Here is a 20,135-nt window from a genome sequence, read left to right on the forward strand (position 1 = left end):
GCTAAATGCCGTTATATCAACGTTTATTTTCCCTCAATTTCTTCATCGGTTTGCAGGACGGCCATGAAGGCTTTTTGGGGGATTTCAACCTTTCCGACCGCCTTCATCCGTTTCTTCCCCCGTTTTTGCTTTTCCAGTAACTTGGCCCGCCGGTCAGGGTCACCAGTATGAATGCGCGCAGTAACATCTTTCCGATAAGCCTTAATGGTAGTCCGGGCAATAATTTTCGAGCCAATTGCGGCTTGAATTGGAATCTCAAAGTTTTGCCGCGGAATAATTTGTTTCAGCTTAACCGCAATTTCCCTTCCTCGTTCCGCAGAGAAATCTCGGTGCGTAATAAAACTTAAAGCATCAACCCGTTCCCCATTCAAAAGGATATCAATCTTTACCAAGTCGCTGATCCGATAGTCATCAATTTCATAATCTAAGGAAGCATATCCATGAGTACTAGACTTTAACTTATCAAAAAAATCGTAAATAATTTCAGCCAGTGGAATATGATAGATCACATTAACTCGCGTATCACTCAGGTATTCCATCGTATCGAATTGGCCCCGCTTGCGTTGGCAAAGTTCCATAACTGGCCCAACGTAATCATTTGGTACCATAATCGATGCTTTTACAAAGGGTTCTTTGATGTCCTTAATTGCAGAAACATCAGGCATTTCAGCTGGATTCTCTACTTCTTTCGTTGTGCCATCATGAAGATCCACATGATAGGTTACGGATGGTGCAGTCGTAATTAGGTCGAGATCAAATTCCCGTTCAAGTCGTTCCTGAACCACATCCATGTGTAGCAATCCGAGGAACCCACATCGGAAACCAAAGCCAAGTGCTTGTGAGGATTCAGGTTCAAAAGTCAAAGCAGCGTCATTCAGTTGAAGCTTCTCTAAGGCCTCCCGCAAATCATTAAACTTTGCATTATCGGTTGGATAAAGCCCAGCATACACCATTGGTGTCATTTGTCGGTAACCAGCTAAGGCTTCTTCCGTTGGGTGTGTTGCTGATGTCACAGTATCCCCGACTTGGGTATCCTTAATATCTTTAATTGCCGCTGTAATATAGCCAACATCACCAGCCATCAGAACATCTCGCTCAAGCGGCTTAGGCGAATTAATCCCGACTTCGGCCACTTCATACTCGGAACCGCTGTTCATAAGCTTTATTCGGTCACCTTTTTTTACCGTTCCTTCAAAGATCCGAATTGAAAGGACCACTCCACGATAATCATCGTATTTAGAGTCAAAGATTAAGGCTTTTAATGGGGCCGTTAAGTCGCCAGTTGGGGCTGGCACATCCTTGACGATTTTTTCAAGTACTTGATCGACACCCAAACCAGTTTTGGCACTAATATCAACTGCCTTATCAGTTTCAAGCCCGATTTCATCTTCAATTTGTTCCCGAGTTCCTGCCGGATCAGCAGAAGGTAAATCTACCTTGTTAATGACTGGTAAAATTGATAGATCATTATCGAGGGCTAAATAAACATTGGCTAAAGTTTGGGCTTCGACCCCTTGAGTAGCATCAACCACCAAAACAGCGCCTTCACAAGCAGCTAAAGACCGCGAAACTTCATATGAAAAGTCCACGTGGCCTGGGGTATCAATTAAATGGAAAATATAATCTTGCCCATCTTTGGCATGATAGGTTAAAGCAACCGCATTTAACTTAATGGTAATTCCTCGTTCCCGCTCTAGCGGCATATCATCAAGAATTTGGTTTTTCATTTCCCGCTTACTAATTGTATCCGTCATTTCCAATATTCGATCCGCTAAAGTTGACTTCCCGTGATCAATATGGGCGACGATCGAAAAATTTCGGATCCGAGATTGCCGTTCTTTCATTGCTGCTAAATCCATTTTCTCCGCTCACTTTCAATTAAACTATCTAATTATCTAGTATACCAAAGATTGCTATGGAATAGAAAAAGCTGAGTGAAACTTTTCGTCTCAACTCAGCCTTAACTCATTTTTCATCAAAGGCATCCCGCAACTTATCGAAAAAGCCGCCTTTATAGCCTTTGACGTGTTCACCAGAAGCAGCCGCAAAGGCCATTAAAGCTTCCTTTTGCCGCTTATTAAGGTTTTTAGGGGTCTTAACGTGAATCGTTACGTGTTCATCCCCAGTTCCTTTGCCATTAATAAATGGGACTCCCTTGCCGCGAAGACGGAAATTAGTTTCCGACTCAGTTCCAGCAGGAATTTTTAAGTCAACATCGCCATGGACCGTTTTAACTTTAATCTTGTCCCCAAGGGCTGCTTGGGTAAAGGAAATATCTTGGTCGACATAGATTGTCGTCCCATCCCGACGGAAGTCACGACTTGGGGTAACTCGGAAGAGGATATAAAGGTCACCGTATGGGCCACCGTTTTGGCCAACCTCACCTTGACCTTGTAATCGCAATTGTTGACCATCATCAACCCCAGCTGGGACTTTAACCTTCAATTCATGACGTTCGCTAACATGACCTTGGCCATGACACTTTGTACATTGATCATCTGGACGAACTTCTTGACCCGTCCCATGGCAAGTTGGACAAACTTCTTGCGACTGCATCATTCCCATCATCGTCTGACGCTGATGCAAGATGAAGCCTTGTCCACCACATTGGTGACAAGTTACTGGACTCTTCCCAGGCTTAGCACCAGTCCCGTGACATACATCACATTGGGTATCCCGCGTATACTTAATGGTGGTTTGCTTACCCTTAATGGCTTCCATAAAATCAAGGGTCATCGTATATTGCAAATCTCGACCTTGTTGAGGCGCCCGGGGATCCCGCCGCCGACCAGCACCACCAAAGAGATCTCCAAACAGATCAGAAAAATCACTGAATCCTTGGGCCCCGCCGAACCCTTGGTTACCAAAGCCTTGACCACCAAAACCTCCTTGGGGACCAGCGGAACCAAATTGATCATATTGGGCCCGCTTTTGCGAATCACTTAAAGTTTCGTAGGCTTCGTTAATATCCTTAAACTTTTGCTCAGCCCCCGGTTCATGGTTAACATCCGGGTGGTACTTTGCTGCTAATTTCCGGTAAGCTCGTTTAATTTCAGCTTCAGAAGCGTCCTTTTTGACCCCTAAAATATCATAGTAGTCTTTTTCTGCCATTCTTTTTCCCCGCTTTTAATTCACAAAAGAGGTTGGGCAAAACTCAACCTCCTAAGCAATTTAACTATTTCTTGTCGTCTGGGTTAACTTCTTCAAAGTCACCGTCCACGGTCTTACCGTCATCGTTACCCTTTTGGTTGTCATTACCAGAAGTTGGGTTACCTTGAGCACCACCATTTTGTTGTTGTGCTTGTTGGTATAACTTAACCGTCAAGTCTTGGATAATCTTATTCAAATCGTCCTTCTTCGTCTTCATTGCTTCGATGTCGTTTGCATCCTTAGCCTTTTGAAGAGCTTCCTTAGCATCCTTAGCTTTTTGAATTTCGTCTGCTGATACCTTACCATCAAGTTCTTTTAAGGTCTTATCAGTTTGGAAGAGTAGCTGATCGGTTTCGTTGCGAACATCTGCTTCTTCCTTCTTCTTCTTATCAGCTTCGGCGTTAGCTTCGGCATCCTTCTTCATCCGTTCGATTTCTTCATCCGATAAACCAGAGTTAGACTTGATAGTAATGTTTTGCTTCTTGTGGGTTCCTTGATCTTCGGCAGAAACATTAACAATCCCGTTCTTATCAATATCGAAGGTAACCTTGATTTGAGGAACCCCACGTGGTGCAGGTGGAATATCCGTTAATTGGAAGTTACCAAGCGTCTTGTTATCGGCTGCCATTGGCCGCTCACCTTGAAGAACATGAATATCAACTGCTGGTTGATTATCGGCGGCCGTTGAGAAAATTTGACTCTTTGAAGTTGGAATCGTCGTGTTCCGATCAATCAACTTCGTGAAAACGCCACCCATAGTTTCAATCCCAAGGGAAAGTGGTGTAACGTCAAGTAAAACAACATCCTTAACATCACCTGTTAAGACCCCACCTTGCACAGCAGCCCCAAGGGCAACGGCTTCATCTGGGTTAATGGAGTGGTTAGGTTCCTTACCAGTTAATTCCTTAACCATTTCTTGAACGGCTGGAATCCGGGTTGAACCACCATTAAGGATAACTTCATCAATATCACTAAATGAAAGGTCTGCATCCTTCATGGCGTTCAAAACTGGTTGCTTCGTCCGTTCAACCAAGTCATTCGTAAGTTGGTTGAATTGTGCCCGGGTCAAAGTCTTTTCCAAGTGTAATGGGCCATTTTCACCAGAAGTAATAAATGGTAAGCTGATTTGAGCTTCTTGAACCCCAGAAAGGTCCTTCTTTGCCTTTTCAGCAGCGTCCTTCAACCGTTGAAGCGCCATTTTATTTTGAGAAAGATCAATACCATTTTCAGCCTTGAAGTCGTCAACTAACCAATCCATGATCTTTTGATCGAAGTCATCCCCACCAAGGTGAGTATCACCGTTCGTGGAAAGAACTTGGAAGACCCCATCCCCAAGTTCAAGGATGGAAACATCAAAAGTTCCCCCACCAAGGTCATAAACTAAAATCTTTTCATCCTTGTCTTGCTTATCAAGCCCGTAAGCGAGAGAAGAAGCAGTTGGTTCGTTGATGATTCGCTTAACATCTAACCCAGCAATCTTCCCGGCATCCTTAGTAGCTTGCCGTTGAGCGTCATTGAAGTAGGCCGGAACGGTAATCACCGCTTGCGTAACCGTATCACCAATATAATCTTCAGCATACTTCTTGATGTATTGCAAAATCATTGCTGAGATTTCTTGTGGGGTGTACTTTTTACCTTCAATGTCAACTGTGTAACCAGCTTCCCCCATGTGACTCTTAATGGACTTAACCGTGTTAGGGTTAGTTATTGCTTGCCGTTTTGCCACTTCTCCAACTTGAACTTCGCCGTTCTTAAATGAAACCACAGATGGAGTAGTCCGTCCCCCTTCAGGGTTGGTGATAATCTTTGGTTCGTTACCTTCCATGACGGCAACGGCAGAGTTAGTAGTACCAAGGTCGATACCAATAATCTTATTACTTGCCATTTTTTTACCTTCTTTATTTTTTATTTATTGTGCAACAATGACCATTGCCGGCCGCATTACCCGGTCCTTTAGCATATAGCCAGCTTGCAAAACCTTAACAACCGTTTCCGGCTTTTGACCATCCTCAACCGGTACCGTCTGAACCGCTTGGGAGGTTTGGGGATCGAAAGGCTTGTTCAAAGCTTCGATTTCAGTAACCCCATGTTCCTTCAACGCTTGTTCCAAATGATCGTGGACCATTTGAATGCCCTTCTTTAATTGTTTTCCGGCATCATCGGAAACTTCAATTTGGAGGGCCCGCTTTAAATTATCCAAAACCGGCAAAATGCCTTTAACCAAATCTTGCCCGTCATACTTGAGTAAGCTTTCCCGTTCCTTATTAAAACGCTTGGTCATGTTTTGAATTTCTGCTTCTGCCCGTAGGTACTGATCATCCTTTGTACTTACGTCAGCCTGCAACTTTTCAATTTGTGCTTTTAAAATCGTCACTTGATCATCGGCGGTTGGCTTCGTTTTTGCTTGATCTGACTTAGCCTTAACTTGGTCCGTCGCTTGATCTTGTTTTTCTTCGACTGGTTTTGTCGATTTTTCTTTCTTTGCCATTTAATCCCTCCTAAGAATCATAATAATGATGATAGTAGTTTAGTAACCGTTTTGCAAGTTCGTGCCGAAAAGCATCGACTAACCCAATCGTGCGGGAATACGACATCGTGGTTGGTCCGAGGACAGCAACGATGCCTTCGCCAAATTGATCAACTTGATACTTAGCCGTAATCAAAGAATAATTATCTAACAACTTATCCTTTGCAATTTCAGAACCGATTTTAACGGTGATTCCATTTCCACTTGTATCAGTATCAATAATTGAAGAGAGCCGGTCACTTTGATCAAGTAATTCATAAACAGCCTTCATGGCCTTTGCATCTTGATGCGTATCGATTCCCAATAGGTTAAACCGACCACCAACGTAGAAACGCTCCCCCGAAGCTTGATTAACAATACTATCAAAAATTCTTAAAAAGCCTTCTGGTTGTTGTAAATAATCAGTTATTTGAACTGGGATATCTTCTTGCAATCGTTTAATGACCTCTGTTAAGGGTAAACCAACGAGTTGGTCATTGATTAAACGAATCACTGCTTCAACTGCTTCAGGCTCAACTTGCTTTGGAATTGTAAAAGCTTGACTTTCAACCTCACCACTATCCGTAACCAAAATAGCCAAAACCCGAGCATTCCCCAACGGAACCAAACGAAAACCACTTAATTTAACGTTTTGCTGTTCAGGTTTTAAGGTAAAGGCCGTGTAAGAGGTCAAGTTTGAGAGAATTTCCGCAGAATGGGAAACAATCTCATCAATTTTTTGAAACTCAGTCCCCAAGGAATTATGAATCATTGCCGAATCATTTTCGGAAATTGCTGTCGGATCAAGTAAATAATCGACATAATAACGATAGCCCTTTTTAGAAGGGACTCGTCCAGAGGAAGAATGCTCTTTTTTAACAAGTCCTTCGTGCTCTAAAACTACCATTTCATTTCGAATCGTAGCTGAACTAACCTTAATTGGCAGTTCCTGTGCTAGTAACTTTGATCCAACTGGTTGACCAGATACGGTAAACTGACGTACAATCGCCTGGAGGATCAACTCTTGACGTTGTGTTAGCATGTCATCACTTCCTTTTAGCACTTCCAGTTGCTAAGTGCTAAATACAATTAATAATATACCAACCAAAATAGTAAAAGTCAATAAAAGTCAAAACCTTTTGGAGAAAAATTTATGGTAAAAAAATCACAACGTTTTATTCAACCCCACTCAGCCAAAGAAGCAATGCTCTTAATTCAAAAACTCTTTAATCAATATCGAAACGCTCCCTTGACTCAAGAACTTTTAAATTACCATCTCAACCTTTTGCAACGTCTCCAAGGTGATATTAAAGCAGCAACTATTAAGGAAAATAATCCTAAACAACTGGCTGATCTTGAAGAAATGACCCGGGTGATGCAATCCTGGAGTGGTATTCGCTTTACTGGGAAACCCTTTCCTGGCAAGCTTCGTCATTTTCACCTTGTAACTAGTCCCCAACAGCACTTTAAACGTCAAGTTCATAAAATGCATGACAACGGTAGCCACCGGGCAAGCCGTCACTAATAGTAAATCAAAACTCTAAAGCATCATCAAAAAATAAAAGCCAGGGCTAAGTTCATTGCTGAATTTGCTCTGGCTAATTTATTGCTACTTTGCAATTCCCGTTAAAGTTGGCAATTTGGTTTTTAATGCCGCTGAGGCAATCTCAAAATCATCAAAGTGATACTTGGTTTGGCCGATTTGTTGGTAAGTTTCATGGCCCTTACCAGCGATCAAGACTACATCTCCTGGCTGAGCAAGGCGAATTGCTTTTTGAATTGCTTGTTCCCGGTCATAAATTACTAATGGTTGGCGTTGATTATTGCTGACCCCCTTTAGCATTGCAGCCATAATCTGGTGGGGATCTTCGTTTCGGGGATTATCCATAGTGAAAATGGTCTGGCTACTATTGGTAGTTGCAATCTGAGCCATCATTGGTCGTTTGGGGGCATCCCGATCACCACCACAGCCAATCACACAATAGACTTTACGTTGCGCAAATTGGTTTAAGGTTTCCATTACCTTTTTAAGGCCGTCAGGGGTATGAGCGTAGTCAACAATTACGGTAATTCCCGTTGTCGTTGGTACTAACTGGAACCGCCCTTTTACCCCATGAGCATTCTTGAGGGAATTAATTGCGTCTTGAATCGCAATCCCCGAAGCGAAGGCGGTCGCAATTGCGGCTAAACAATTATAGACATTGAATTGGCCAACTAAGGGGACCGTTACAGCATAAGTTTGGTTAAAGGCAACTAATTTAAATTCTACCCCATGCATACTTAAATGGAGCTGTTCCGCACGAAAATCGGCAGTTGGTGCTAGTCCGTAAGTTAAAACTTGGGCGGGAGTATAAGCCGCAAATTCACGACCTACTGGATCATCTTGGTTAATTACCGCCACCTTATCAGGACCTAATTGGCTAAATAAAAGACTTTTAGCCAATTTATATTGTGCCATTGTATGGTGGTATGCTAAGTGATCTTCAGAAAAATTTGTGAAAACGGCAACCTTAAAATCAATCGTCCGCACCCGTTCTTGAACAAGGGCAATCGAAGAAACTTCCATGGCAACGGTTTGAACCTTCTCATCTACCATTTCCCGTAGCCGACGTTGAATAGTCAGTGCATCTGGCGTCGTATTGACGGTTGGAAAAGTTTGCTGACCTATTTTTTGATACAATGTCCCAATTAAACCGGTTAATTGGTCTTGATCCCGAAAAATTTTTTCAATCAGATGCGTTACGGTTGTCTTACCATTCGTACCGGTTACCCCAATCACTTGTAAACGGCGACTCGGTTGTCCGTAAAAATTAGCCGCTAATTCAGCAAGGGCACGGTGAGTGTCATGAACATATACTACCGGAACATTTGCCTCAACCATTTCTTGAGCAACAATTAGCCGTGCTCCCTTTGCAATTGCTTGACCGATAAGTCGATGGCCATCAATCCGACTCCCTTTAATTGCCACAAAAACCGCTCCCGGACGTACTTTTCGGGTATCCTGGGTTAATTCAGTTACTTCAAAATCAGTAAAGTTAACCGGATCCAAGCGACAATATTTTAAAGGCATTATTAATTGCTTTGCTAACATTTAAATCACCCGCCGTTTCTTAGATATCATCACCGAACTGATTAAGGTTCCCACGGTTTCATCAAATTGATCCGTAGCTTGAACCCAAATTGGTAAGTTCGCCTCAGCTGCAAGTAAAACCGCTCGTTCACAGACCACCTGGGCACCTTTCCGCGCCAATTGAATCATCGCTGGATAAGATAGCCAAGAAATTACCCGGGCTGAAGTTGGCCCGGTTGGATCAGTATGCATAACTCCAGCAACATTTTTATATAAAATGACCTGGTCAGCTTTGAGCGCAACTCCAAGCGCCACGGCAGTGGTATCAGACCCCCCGCGACCTAAGGTGGTTACCTTTCCGATTGCCGTTTGGCCCTGAAAGCCAGCGACTACCACCACCTCGTGATTTGCCAAAGCCCGGTTAATTGGACGAGGGTCAACATGGGTAATCCGTGCGGCTTGGTAATCGGTCGTTGTTTGAATCCCTGCTTGGCCGCCACTTAGGCCAACTGCATCTAGTCCTTGCTGGCGAAGTTCATTAACCATTACCAACATCGAAATCGTTTCTCCAAGGCTGGTTAATTGATCTAATTCTTGAAAATTCAATTTTCCGGTTTGACCATGAACCAATTCTAAGAGTGAATCGGTTGCGTATGGATCACCTAACCGGCCCAGTGCTGAAACCACCATCACAACTGCTTTTTGTTTGGCAACCATCGCTTTAACGTGTTGAATCGCGGCTTGCCGTAAATCTGATTTTTGGAGGGAAGTTCCTCCAAATTTTTGGATGATAATCGGTCTCATATTACCAACGCTCCTTTTCACTTGCCGTTAAAACATACTGTTGATACCAAGTCATAAAAGTTAGCACTGTCCAAAGCTGCCGGGAATAATCCGCCTTTCCCCGACGATGATTCGCTAATAATTTCAGAAAATATGCTTTACGAAAAAATTGATCGGTTGGTGAAGTGATAATAATTTGCCGGGCCCAATCATACATTTCGTCCTTTAGCCAATGCCGAATTGGAACTGGAAAGCCAAGTTTGGGACGCTTTAAAACTGCTACTGGAACAAGTCCTTCGGCAGCCTTACGAAGAATTGCTTTCGCAGTCTTATTTTGGATCCGCATTTCACTTGGAATTTGACTTGCAACCTGGAACACTTTGCGATCAAGAAAAGGAGTCCGCAGTTCTAAACTAAAGGCCATTGAAGTCCGATCGGCATTGCGAAGGAGGTCGCCGTTTAACCAGCTATGCAAGTCAATTGACTGCATTTTCGTTAAGGGATCGGCTGTCGCAACTTCTCGATAGTACTTAGCAACTGCTTGTGGTGCTGGATGACGAGGATCATAATTTTTCAAAAACTGGGCTTTTTGCGCTTCATCGAAGATAAAAGCATCCCCTACATATCGTTTCTCCAAGGGGGTGGTCCCCCGAAGTAAGAATGATTTTCCCCGCATGCCAGCTGGCATTAGCGTTGCAATCCAATGGAGAGCGCCATTAATAATTTGCGTCTTTTGAAAGATTCGCAATGATTGGGGTTCGTGATAAATCGGATAACCAGCAAATAATTCATCCGCTCCCTCACCCGTAAGTGCCACGGTAACGTGCTGGCGGGTTAATCGGGCTAAGAAAAATTGGGGAACCGCTGCTGGATCGGCTAAAGGATCATCCATTGCCCAAACAAAATATGGGAAGGTAGTCATAAACTCCTCTGGGGTAATCGTAAGTTGGTAATTTTCTACTCCTAAGTGATCGGCAGTCTCGGCTGCAAGGGACAATTCACTATACCCGGGGCGTTCAAATCCAACGGAGAAAGTCTTTAAGTTAGGATGATATTGATTAGCGATCGCAGCGATAATCGACGAATCAATTCCTCCAGAAAGGAAAGCCCCAACTGGTACATCTGAACGAAGATGAAGTTTAACTGAATCGATTAAAACTTTACGTAATCGCTTAACCAAAACGTCTTCCCTTGCTTGAACAGGAGCAAAAGTTGCATTAAAGTACCGTTGTACCCGGGGCTTTTCACCAAGCCGTTTAATTAAATAGTGCCCTGGTTCCAAAGCATGAATTGAAGTAGCTAAGGTTTCCGGCTCTGGTACATATTGAAAAGTCATGTAATCTTGTAAAGCTACATGATTAAATTGGTGTTCCCTTAAAATTGGATATAAAGCCTTTTGCTCCGAAGCATAATAGAATTGATCATTTTCTGTCGCAAAATAAAGAGGCTTAATTCCGAAATGATCGCGCGCCGCAAAGAGGACCTTTTCCTCAGTATCCCAAATTACAAAGGCAAACATGCCGCGTAAATGTTGAGGAACCGTCACTCCATATTTCGCATAAGCAGCTAAGAGGACTTCTGAATCTGAATCACCTTGGAATTGATACCCTTCAGTTTTTAACTCCTTTTTCAACTCCAAATAGTTATAGATTTCACCATTAAAAGTTAACAGGTAACGGTCGTTTAAATACGGCATTGGCTGATGGCCCTTCGCAGTTAAATCGATAATACTTAACCGCCGAAACCCCATTGTAATGTACTCATCTTGAAAATAACCCGCATCATCTGGCCCCCGGTGAACTAACATGTTATTCATTGTTTTAACAGTTGCAAACTCATTTTTAGGCTGACTTAATGATTGGCTAGAAAGAAGTCCTGCAAAACCGCACATAGTTATTTCCTCCCGTCTCAATTAAGATTGTTAATCATCTTACTGGAAGGATTTGATAGTTTTACGGTGGCAACATTTAATTCTATATGGTGGTTTATTTAATATTTTCTAAACTTTAATGAAAATTTGATTGATCTCCGAACATCTTATGAAAACTAATTAAAAAAACGCCTAGCGGAAAATTCTTTCCTAGCTAGACGTTCGTTAACTTAAAGCGTTAAAATTTTACGACTTGCTTGTTCATCAGCCTTGAGCTGAGCGATTAATTCATCAACCCCACTGAACTTAACCTCTCCCCGAAGCCGTTTCACCCATTCAACCTTAACGTGTTCACCGTAAATATTAGCATGAAAATCAAACAAATAAACCTCAATGGTCTTTTGATTATCATCTCCAAAGGTGACGTTATAACCAACACTGGCCATGCCACCATACCATTTACCATCAACATAGAAGCGAACGGCATATACCCCAACTGCCGGAATTCGCTCAAGCGCATTCCAATTTACATTTGCGGTTGGAAAGCCTAACGTTCGGCCCCGGGCAAAACCATGGACCACAATTCCTGAAGTTTGATAAAGGTAACCCAGCAACTTATTCGCATATTCAACGTTACCTTCGTCAATTAAATGCCGAATCCGAGTTGAACTAACCTTTTCATTAGTTTCACTTAACTTCGGGACTTCAATCACGTCAAAGCGACCAGCCGCATATTCCGGTAATCGGGTCATCGTTGCCTTATCTTTTGGGCCATAGGTGTGATCAAAGCCGGCTACCACCGCAACTGCCCCCATTGGGACCAGATATTCATCAACAAAAGCTTGCGGTGATAAACTACCTAACTTAGCAGTAAAATCAACCAAATAAACCCGGTCAACTCCCAAGGAAGCCAACAATTCTAATTTACGCTCATTAGTTGTTAAGTAATGAATGCCTTGGGGAAAAGCCGAATAAATAATTCCCGGCAACTTATCATAAGTTAAAACCGCTAACGGAACTTGCCGTTTAGTTGCCTCTTCTTTTGCACGGTTAATCACTGCTTGATGACCCCGGTGGACACCATCAAAAAAACCCATTGCCAACACGACCGGACCAGCTGGTAATTGGTGGGGCCTTAGGGGATGATGGATGTGAAATACTTCCATGTTACTTTTCCTCACTTAAATCAATCATTTTATCAGGTTTATAATTTTCCCCAACTAACTTGTACAAGGCACGCAATCGCCCTTCGTAGTATACAGCAATTTTAGCTTGGGGGTCAGTAAAGATTTGTCGCTTTAGCCATCCACCATTCTTTACAAGTTGCCATTCTTGCTTTGACAATTCGTAAGTTGGAAAATCCCGGACAGCATACTCGAGAGGATATAAGTTTAATAATTGGGCACTCATTTGATCTTGAATGTCGTCTAAGCTTAACGTTTGATCAAGTTCAAAGCCTCCGCTCTTTAACCGGGTTAAAGAAGCCATTGTTCCTGGATAACCTAATAACTTTGCTAAATCAACTACTAAAGTTCGGACGTAAGTTCCTTTGGTGCAATCAACAATAAACCGTACTCGTTGGGTCTTTGTAGTTCGATTGTAGGTTGATGCCGTCAATTCAAAGCGATTAATCACTACCTGCCGTTTTGGCCGGTCAACAGTTTCGCCAGCCCGGGCATACTCATATAACCGGCGCCCATTAACCTTCACTGCTGAATACATCGGGGGAATTTGGATAATTTTTCCCGTTAACTTAGCCATGGCCGCTTCAATTGTTTGCCGCTCGATTTCGGCCTCAACCGGAGCTTCTTCAATAACCTTTCCTGTTAAATCCTCAGTTTCAGTCGCCTTGCCAATCAGCAATTCACCAGCATATTCTTTCCCCGACGCCATCAATAAATCCACTAATTTAGTTGCTTTGCCAACACAAATCGGTAAAACGCCAGCCACTTCTGGATCAAGGGTACCTGAATGCCCAATCTTTTTTTCATGTAAAATGCGCCGTAATCGGCTAACAGCATCAAAACTTGTCATACCGCGTTCCTTATATAGTGGAATAATACCGTCCATGTTCCTATCCTTTCACCCTTTACTTACAGATACTAAGAAAACCACTAATCACCTTTTAACCCATTGCGGGTATGTTAGCAGAAGAACTCTGTTTACGAGGGTAATTAGTGGCTTTATCTCAAACCTTTAATTTAACCAAGGCCAAATTAAAGTTCATTTTTCTGATGAAGTTCCCGCAACAATTCATCAATCCGATTTCCGTACGCAATTGAAGCGTCCTTTTCGAATCGAATTTGTGGAACTTTAAAAATATTTAAGCGTGGACCAAGTTCACTCCGGATTAGTCCCGTCGCTTTATCTAGACCGGCTTGAGCCTTTTCGTTAACAGATGCCTTGTCAGACAGCAGACTATAGTAAATCGTTGCTTGCTGTAAGTCACCCGTTACGTCAACCCCAGTGATCGTTACGTCTTGGACGCGCGGATCCCGGACCCGTTTCAACAGGATATCGTCAACTTCCCGTTGAATCAATTGGGCTAGCCGTTCTGCCCGGTAACGTTTATTTGGCATATTAACTCCTTTTCTGGGTTGAAGTTACTTAACTGGAATTTCCTTCATTTGATATGCTTCGATAACATCCATTTCCTTAATATCATTGTAATTTTGGATGGTCAAGCCACATTCATAACCAGCTTTAACTTCCTTGACATCATCTTTAAACCGCTTCAAACTACCAAGCTCACCATCGTAGATCACAACACCATCGCGAACAAGGCGAACCTTAGCATTCCGAGTGATCTTTCCGGAAGTAACCATTCCCCCAGCAATCGTACCAATCTTTGAAGCCTTGTAAATCTGCCGAACTTCAACTTGACCAATCGTTTCTTCTTCGTAAACTGGTTCAAGCATCCCCTTCATGGCATCTTCAACTTCTTCAATGGCCTTGTAGATTACTCGGTGGAGCCGAATATCAATCTTGTTAGTTTCCGCTTCATTCTTTGCATTCGGTGTTGGCCGCACATTAAAACCAATAATAACGGCATTTGAAGCTTCTGCTAAGGTAACGTCGGATTCGTTAATCGCTCCAACAGCCTTGTGAATAATATCAACCCGAACACCATCAACCTTAATTTTTTGTAAACTTTGGGCTAGGGCTTCAACCGAACCTTGAACGTCAGCCTTGATAATAACTGGTAAGGACTTCATTTGTCCCTTCTTCATCGTTGCAAACAAGTTATCAAGGGTAACGTGAGAAGTCCGGGCCCGCTCTTCTTCTTGTGCCCGCTTTGCCCGTTCTTCACCAGCAGCCCGAGCCGTCTTTTCATCTTCAAAGACGGCAAACCGGTCCCCAGCTTCTGGCACTGCGTTTAACCCAGTAATTTCAACTGGTGTCGATGGCGTAGCTTCTTTGATCCGCCGACCATTTTCGTTAGTCATCGTCCGTACCCGACCAAAGGTGTTACCTACCACGATTGGGTCACCAACGTGAAGCGTTCCTTGTTGAACCAGGAGCGTTGCTACTGGACCCCGTCCTTGGTCAAGCCGGGCTTCAACAACAGAACCGACCGCTCGCCGATTTGGATTGGCCTTTAATTCCATTACTTCGGCTTGTAAGAGGATCATGTTAAGTAATTCGTCAATGTTCTTTCCAAATTTAGCGGAAATCTTAACAAAGATGGTGTCCCCACCCCAGTCTTCTGGAATTAAGCCATATTCGGTTAATTGTTCCGTTACATGATCAGGGTTGGCACCTGGCTTATCAACCTTGTTAACTGCCACAATAATCGGCGTCTTAGCAGCCTTAGCGTGGTTAATGGCTTCAATTGTCTGTGGCATTACCCCATCGTCAGCCGCTACCACAAGGACAGTAATATCGGTGATATTAGCTCCCCGAGCCCGCATTTCAGAGAAGGCAGCGTGACCTGGCGTATCAAGGAAAGTAATTACTTGATCATTGTACTTAACTTGGTAAGCCCCGATTGCCTGGGTAATCCCCCCTGCTTCTTGCGCCGTAATATGAGAGTGCCGGATATTATCAAGCAGAGTCGTCTTCCCATGGTCAACGTGCCCCATTACCGTAACAACTGGTGGCCGGGAAACCAAGTGACTTTCGTCCTCATTATCGACATCAAAGAAGCGATCCAAATCGGTAATATCTTCTTGAACCTTTTCCTTTGCTTCGATACCGTAATCAGCCGCTAAAATTTCAATAGTGTCTTTTTCCAAGGATTGGTTTTGATTAACCATTACCCCAAGCATAAAGAGCTTCTTAACGATTTCAGCAGCAGGCCGGTGAAGAACCTTTGCTAAGTCTTGCGCATTCATCCCGTCCGTATATTCAAGCACTTCTGGTAATGGCTTATCCTTTCGTTGGGTTGGTTGCTTAGGTTGAAGATTCTTCATACGCTGGTTTTGGCGATTACGCTTGCCTTTCTTATTTTTCTTCCCGTTCTTATTGTTGAAACGGTTACCACCCTTATCCTTGTTTTTCTTCTTGGTTTCGTTGTGGTTTGGCTGATTTGCCTTTTCTTTTCTTGCCTTTACTGACGCTGACTTTGGTTGTGGCTTGTTAGGATGTTGCTTTTCTGATTTAGCATCATGATGCTTATGGTGATCAGTCTCTGCTTGTTGTTCATGTTTTGGCTGATCCTTTGGCTTTGGTTGTGAAACAACCTTCCCATTTGCTGTAGAAGCTGATTGCTGATTACCACTCAAACTCCGTAATTTTGCCGCTTGTTCAGGGGTGACAGAAGACATGTGGCTCTTAACTGCTACTCCATTTTCATTGGCCAACTTAACGAGGGCCTTACTAGGCATTTTGAGTTCCTTTGCTAATTCATAAATTCGTTCTTTAGCCATAGGTTCACTCTCCTTACTCAATCTTCAATAATTTTTGAAACTGGTTTGCAAACCCAACCTGCTTAATTCCGATCACGGTTCGCTTTTGGCCAATCGCAATACTTAGCTCTTGTTGGCTAAATTGCTGACAAACCGGTACCCGATAAAAGTTTGCTTTATCAGTGACTTTCTTTTTCGTCGCATTTCCGGCATCACTAGCCAAAAAAATTAATTTGATTTGCTGTGCCCGGAGACTCTTAATCACTGCACCTTCACCAGTCGTTAATTGACTAGCGCGGCGAGCAAGTCCTAAGAGGTTGAGAATTCGTTGTTGATTATTCATTCCCAAATAACTTTTGCCGGGCAGCTTGGTGATCGGCAAATTGAATTAGTTCATCATAAAGACTTGGATCAATCGTAACTCCGAAAACCTTATCGAAAGTTTTGTTTTGCTTTGCTTTTTTGGCAATTGCAACATCGATCCCAACATAAGCCCCACGTCCCGGCTTCTTTCCGGTTGGATCAAGCGAAACTTCGCCTTCTTTATTTTTTACCACCCGGATTAATTGCCGTTTTGGCATCATTTCACCAGTAACAATGTCTTTACGCATCGGTATTTTTTTCTTTTTCATTTTTTCACCCCGCTGCTTTATTTAGTTACTCTTCAAATTTTTCAACTGCTTCATCAGATTCATCATCAGTGGTTAAATTATCCAATTCTGATAACGGCTTAATATCCAAACTGTAGCCAGTTAACTGCGCTGCCAACCGGACATTTTGACCACGCTTCCCAATTGCAAGGGAAAGTTGATTATCTGGCACAATTACCGTGCATCCATGATGAACTCGTTGCCGAGCCTCACCATTTTCATCCGTTTGTTCTAATTCTTCCACTTCACCATTGTTTTCGTCAAACAATACCTCTTTAACTTCAGCAGGATTAAGGGCATTCTGAATGAATAATTCAGGATCTTCTTCATACTTAACGATATCAATGTTTTCGCCGCCAAGTTGATTTACAATCGCTTGGATCCGTGAACCCCGTGGCCCAACACAAGTTCCAACGGGATCGACATTACTATCCCGAGAGAAGACAGCCACCTTAGCCCGATCACCAGCTTCCCGAACGATCCCTTTAATTTCTACAATTCCTTGGCTAATTTCAGGAACTTCTTTTTCAAACAAACGCTTGAGCAGATCCGGTGCTGTCCGACTAACGAAGACCTGGGGTCCCTTAGTTTCTTCAAGTACTCGGGTAACATACACTTGCACATGATCGTGGACCCGGTAGTGCTCATTTGGCATTTGATCATGCTTGTTCATTGCCGCTTCAACACCACCACCAAGGTTAATGTAAATATAACGCTTGTCTTCACGGGCTACTTCTCCATCAACTAAGTCATCTTGAAGCCGCTTGTATTTATCATAAACGATCCGCCGTTCTTCTTCACGAAGCTTTTGTAAAACCACATTCTTTGCGGTTTGAGCAGCGATCCGACCAAAATTAGCTGGCGTAACTTCTTGGCGTAAATCATCGCCTAGTTCATATCCATGGCTAACCATCAATGCATCGCGAAGGCTGATTTCTTCGATTGGATTACTAACCTCTTCTACGACCTTCTTAAATGCGTAAACCTTAAAAGCCCCAGTTTGATCATCAATGACCACTTCCACTCGTGCATTGTTATCGTCATAGTTTTTCTTATAAGCGTTTGCTAAAGCATCAGTTAAAGCGTCAATAATAACGTCTTTTTTGATTCCTTTTTCCCGCTCTAATACATCCATTGCTGCCAATAATTCTTGGTAGCTGTTATTCTTTTTCTTAGCTGCCATTTTTATCTCCTAAATCTAACCGATTAACGAGTTTCTACTAAAATTTAATTGCCAACCGCGCCTTTGCAACTTTATCACGCGGAATAACAATCGTCTTATGACGTGTCTTATCAAGATAATCTAAAGTTAATGAATCTGCGGATAGATCTGTTAACGTCCCTTCATAAACTTTCTTACCTTTAATTGCTTGATAAAGCGAAACATGGATGTAGTCATCCACTGCCCGTTCATAATCCTTTTCATTGCGAAGGGGCCGTTCCGCACCCGGTGATGAAACTTCCAAAAAGTAAGCTTGGGGAATTGGATCAGGATCGCAACTATCCAAAGCCGTACTCAATTGATCACTAACCGTTGCACAGTCTTCGATGGTAATGCCACCTTTTTTATCAATGTAGACACGCAAATACCAACTAGGACCTTCTTTTTCAAATTCTACATCATAAAGTTCAAATTGATGCTCAGCTAAAATTGGTTTGACTAGCTCGGTAACGGTATCAATCACACTACTCAAAATAATTCACCTCCAGTTTTATTGCAATAAAAAGAGCGAGCATCCCTGCTCACTCCCTTCCGAATCTATTAACAGTAACAGTTTATCATTTTTACGGTTACTTAGCAAGCTTAAGCCTTGGCTTAACAACAAAAAAGCAGGAAAAGAGTGCTCCTCCTTTCCTGCTTTTTTATTATTCAGCAACTGGGTAAACAGAAACCTTCCGCTTGTTCCGGCCCCAACGTTCAAACTTAACAACGCCATCAACCTTTGCAAACAAGGTGTCGTCTCCACCCCGGCCAACATTTTCACCAGGGTTGATGTGAGTACCACGTTGACGGTAGATAATAGAACCTGCCGTAACTACAGAACCGTCAGCAGCCTTAGTACCAAGCCGACGACCAGCAGAGTTCCGACCGTTAGCAGTGGAACCACCCCCCTTGTGGTGGGAGAAGAATTGAAGATCCATTTCCATAAGCATAACTTTCACCTCCAGCAATTTTTAATTATTGAATATTTTGACTTCAATATATTGATTATTATCTCGCGCAGCAATGTCCATCAGACCATTTTGTAGCGATAATAATAACAGTTGTGATTGTGGATCAGCTCCTAACTGATCCACTACTAAATATCCTCCTGTATCCGAGTTAGAAACAACATGTGGCGTTTTGGTAAAACGATCCAAACTATTAACCGTATTGATTGCCAAAGCCGACACTGCTGCACACACAATATCTGGACCCGAAGAATAATCAGCATGTCCCGTTAATTTAAAGCGCGTAATTTTTTGATCTTTGCCAAGATAAAATTTAGCCTTGATCATCTACACCACTCCAAATTAAGCGTTGATAGCATCAATCGTAACCTTAGTGTATGGTTGACGATGCCCCTTCTTGTTGTGGGTGTGCTTCTTTGGCTTGTACTTGAAAGTAACAACCTTCTTTTCCTTGCCTTGCTTGTCAACCGTTCCTTCAACCGTAGCACCGTCAACAAATGGCTTACCAACCTTAACGTCGTCACCACCAACGAAAACTACCTTGTCGAAAGAAACCTTATCACCTGCTTGGGCGTCAAGCTTTTCAACGTAGATGCTCTTACCTGCTTCTACCTTGTATTGCTTGCCACCAGTAACAATAATTGCGTACATTTTGTGCACCTCCTTGATTCTTAGACTCGCCAGGATAAGCAGCAATGGCTTTAAAACTTACCGCTGTGCGGTTGTAGTTGTTTGGTTCACAAATACAACAATGAAATTTTACCAAGGATCCCTTAGTCCGTCAAGAATAAAATGAAAAGAGAATGAAAAAGTTCCTGGACGGCCTGTTGGGATAAGCAGAACGAAGGTTGATTCATTAGCATCAACCTTTCGTTCGTACTTATCTGCTCATTAAGGCCGTGTTTCGGAGCGAATCAGCCAACTGGTTTGACGTTTGTGAACCCATGCAGAGCCGAATCAGTCGGGTGCGCCCGCCAGGGAAACAACCGCCATGCAGCTACTGTTTTAACCGTGGTTGCTGAGTAAGATTCAGAGGTAAGAAAGAAAAACGACCTTATCCAAAACTGAATAAGGTCGCAATGGTAGC

At 42.9% G+C, this 20,135-nt stretch carries 19 protein-coding genes, 2 pseudogenes and 1 other annotated feature; of the genes and pseudogenes, 1 reads left to right on the forward strand and 20 read right to left on the reverse strand.

Features of this window, described 5'->3' with window-relative positions:
• Window positions 1-23: 23 nt before the first annotated feature.
• The 5 genes from lepA to hrcA all read right to left on the reverse strand — a co-directional run bounded on the left by lepA (window position 24) and on the right by hrcA (window position 6,698).
• Window positions 24-1,859 carry a translation elongation factor 4 gene (lepA, locus tag GTO83_RS06795; protein WP_180869928.1) on the reverse strand — a complete coding sequence of 612 codons (1,836 nt, stop codon included), beginning with the start codon at window positions 1,857-1,859 and terminating at the stop codon, window positions 24-26.
• Window positions 1,860-1,965: 106 nt separating this feature from the next.
• Window positions 1,966-3,111: a molecular chaperone DnaJ gene (dnaJ, locus tag GTO83_RS06800; protein WP_180869929.1), complete on the reverse strand. Its 1,146-nt coding sequence runs from the start codon at window positions 3,109-3,111 to the stop codon at window positions 1,966-1,968.
• A gap of 64 nt (window positions 3,112-3,175) precedes the next feature.
• Window positions 3,176-5,035 (reverse strand): molecular chaperone DnaK, encoded by a 1,860-nt coding sequence (gene dnaK / locus GTO83_RS06805; protein ID WP_180869931.1) that lies wholly within the window; start codon window positions 5,033-5,035, stop codon window positions 3,176-3,178.
• A gap of 24 nt (window positions 5,036-5,059) precedes the next feature.
• Entirely contained in the window at window positions 5,060-5,638 is a 579-nt protein-coding gene (gene grpE, locus GTO83_RS06810) for a nucleotide exchange factor GrpE (RefSeq protein WP_180869933.1), read from the reverse strand.
• Window positions 5,639-5,648: 10 nt separating this feature from the next.
• Window positions 5,649-6,698 (reverse strand): heat-inducible transcriptional repressor HrcA, encoded by a 1,050-nt coding sequence (hrcA, locus tag GTO83_RS06815; protein WP_180869935.1) that lies wholly within the window; start codon window positions 6,696-6,698, stop codon window positions 5,649-5,651.
• A 111-nt stretch (window positions 6,699-6,809) separates the two neighbouring features.
• Between hrcA and GTO83_RS06820 the strand changes: the two genes are divergently transcribed.
• On the forward strand, window positions 6,810-7,181 hold the full coding sequence (locus GTO83_RS06820) for a hypothetical protein (RefSeq protein WP_180869937.1): 372 nt from the start codon (window positions 6,810-6,812) through the stop codon (window positions 7,179-7,181).
• Between the two features lie 84 nt (window positions 7,182-7,265).
• Here GTO83_RS06820 and GTO83_RS06825 read toward each other — a convergent pair whose 3' ends face one another.
• The 15 genes and pseudogenes from GTO83_RS06825 to rplU all read right to left on the reverse strand — a co-directional run bounded on the left by GTO83_RS06825 (window position 7,266) and on the right by rplU (window position 19,699).
• Window positions 7,266-8,747 (reverse strand): UDP-N-acetylmuramoyl-L-alanyl-D-glutamate--2,6-diaminopimelate ligase, encoded by a 1,482-nt coding sequence (locus GTO83_RS06825; protein WP_180869939.1) that lies wholly within the window; start codon window positions 8,745-8,747, stop codon window positions 7,266-7,268.
• Complete coding sequence (locus GTO83_RS06830; protein WP_180869941.1) at window positions 8,748-9,530, reverse strand: hypothetical protein; 783 nt, start codon at window positions 9,528-9,530, stop codon at window positions 8,748-8,750.
• 1 nt (window position 9,531) lies between these two features.
• Window positions 9,532-11,400, reverse strand: a complete 1,869-nt coding sequence (gene asnB / locus GTO83_RS06835) for an asparagine synthase (glutamine-hydrolyzing) (protein ID WP_180869943.1) — start codon at window positions 11,398-11,400, stop codon at window positions 9,532-9,534.
• A gap of 209 nt (window positions 11,401-11,609) precedes the next feature.
• Window positions 11,610-12,545 (reverse strand): riboflavin biosynthesis protein RibF, encoded by a 936-nt coding sequence (ribF, locus tag GTO83_RS06840; protein WP_180869945.1) that lies wholly within the window; start codon window positions 12,543-12,545, stop codon window positions 11,610-11,612.
• 1 nt (window position 12,546) lies between these two features.
• Window positions 12,547-13,449, reverse strand: coding sequence for a tRNA pseudouridine(55) synthase TruB (gene truB / locus GTO83_RS06845; RefSeq protein WP_180869947.1), 903 nt, complete (start codon window positions 13,447-13,449; stop codon window positions 12,547-12,549).
• A gap of 146 nt (window positions 13,450-13,595) precedes the next feature.
• Window positions 13,596-13,958 (reverse strand): 30S ribosome-binding factor RbfA, encoded by a 363-nt coding sequence (gene rbfA, locus GTO83_RS06850; RefSeq protein WP_180869949.1) that lies wholly within the window; start codon window positions 13,956-13,958, stop codon window positions 13,596-13,598.
• A gap of 24 nt (window positions 13,959-13,982) precedes the next feature.
• Window positions 13,983-15,875, reverse strand: a pseudogene (infB, locus tag GTO83_RS06855) (translation initiation factor IF-2); the annotation flags it as partial.
• Window positions 15,876-16,093: 218 nt separating this feature from the next.
• Window positions 16,094-16,247 (reverse strand): annotated as a pseudogene (locus GTO83_RS11095) (translation initiation factor IF-2 N-terminal domain-containing protein); the annotation flags it as partial.
• Between the two features lie 13 nt (window positions 16,248-16,260).
• The gene (locus GTO83_RS06860) at window positions 16,261-16,569 is read right to left on the reverse strand and encodes a ribosomal L7Ae/L30e/S12e/Gadd45 family protein (RefSeq protein WP_180869953.1); all 309 of its coding nucleotides are present in this window, start codon (window positions 16,567-16,569) and stop codon (window positions 16,261-16,263) included.
• On the reverse strand, window positions 16,562-16,858 hold the full coding sequence (rnpM, locus tag GTO83_RS06865) for an RNase P modulator RnpM (RefSeq protein ID WP_180869955.1): 297 nt from the start codon (window positions 16,856-16,858) through the stop codon (window positions 16,562-16,564). The genes GTO83_RS06860 and rnpM overlap by 8 nt, the downstream gene beginning before the upstream one ends.
• Window positions 16,859-16,883: 25 nt before the next feature.
• Window positions 16,884-18,059 carry a transcription termination factor NusA gene (gene nusA, locus GTO83_RS06870; protein WP_180869957.1) on the reverse strand — a complete coding sequence of 392 codons (1,176 nt, stop codon included), beginning with the start codon at window positions 18,057-18,059 and terminating at the stop codon, window positions 16,884-16,886.
• 37 nt (window positions 18,060-18,096) lie between these two features.
• Window positions 18,097-18,570, reverse strand: coding sequence for a ribosome maturation factor RimP (gene rimP, locus GTO83_RS06875; protein ID WP_180869959.1), 474 nt, complete (start codon window positions 18,568-18,570; stop codon window positions 18,097-18,099).
• A gap of 172 nt (window positions 18,571-18,742) precedes the next feature.
• Window positions 18,743-19,024 carry a 50S ribosomal protein L27 gene (gene rpmA / locus GTO83_RS06880; protein ID WP_180872153.1) on the reverse strand — a complete coding sequence of 94 codons (282 nt, stop codon included), beginning with the start codon at window positions 19,022-19,024 and terminating at the stop codon, window positions 18,743-18,745.
• A 27-nt stretch (window positions 19,025-19,051) separates the two neighbouring features.
• A complete protein-coding gene (locus tag GTO83_RS06885; protein WP_180869961.1) occupies window positions 19,052-19,375 on the reverse strand; it encodes a ribosomal-processing cysteine protease Prp in 324 nt (107 codons plus the stop codon).
• Between the two features lie 15 nt (window positions 19,376-19,390).
• Window positions 19,391-19,699, reverse strand: coding sequence for a 50S ribosomal protein L21 (gene rplU / locus GTO83_RS06890; protein ID WP_180869963.1), 309 nt, complete (start codon window positions 19,697-19,699; stop codon window positions 19,391-19,393).
• 12 nt (window positions 19,700-19,711) lie between these two features.
• Window positions 19,712-19,782 (reverse strand) — a sequence feature (ribosomal protein L21 leader region).
• Window positions 19,783-20,135: the final 353 nt, after the last annotated feature.

It is taken from the genome of Lactobacillus sp. 3B(2020) (assembly GCF_013487845.1).
Classification (GTDB): domain Bacteria; phylum Bacillota; class Bacilli; order Lactobacillales; family Lactobacillaceae; genus Limosilactobacillus; species Limosilactobacillus alvi.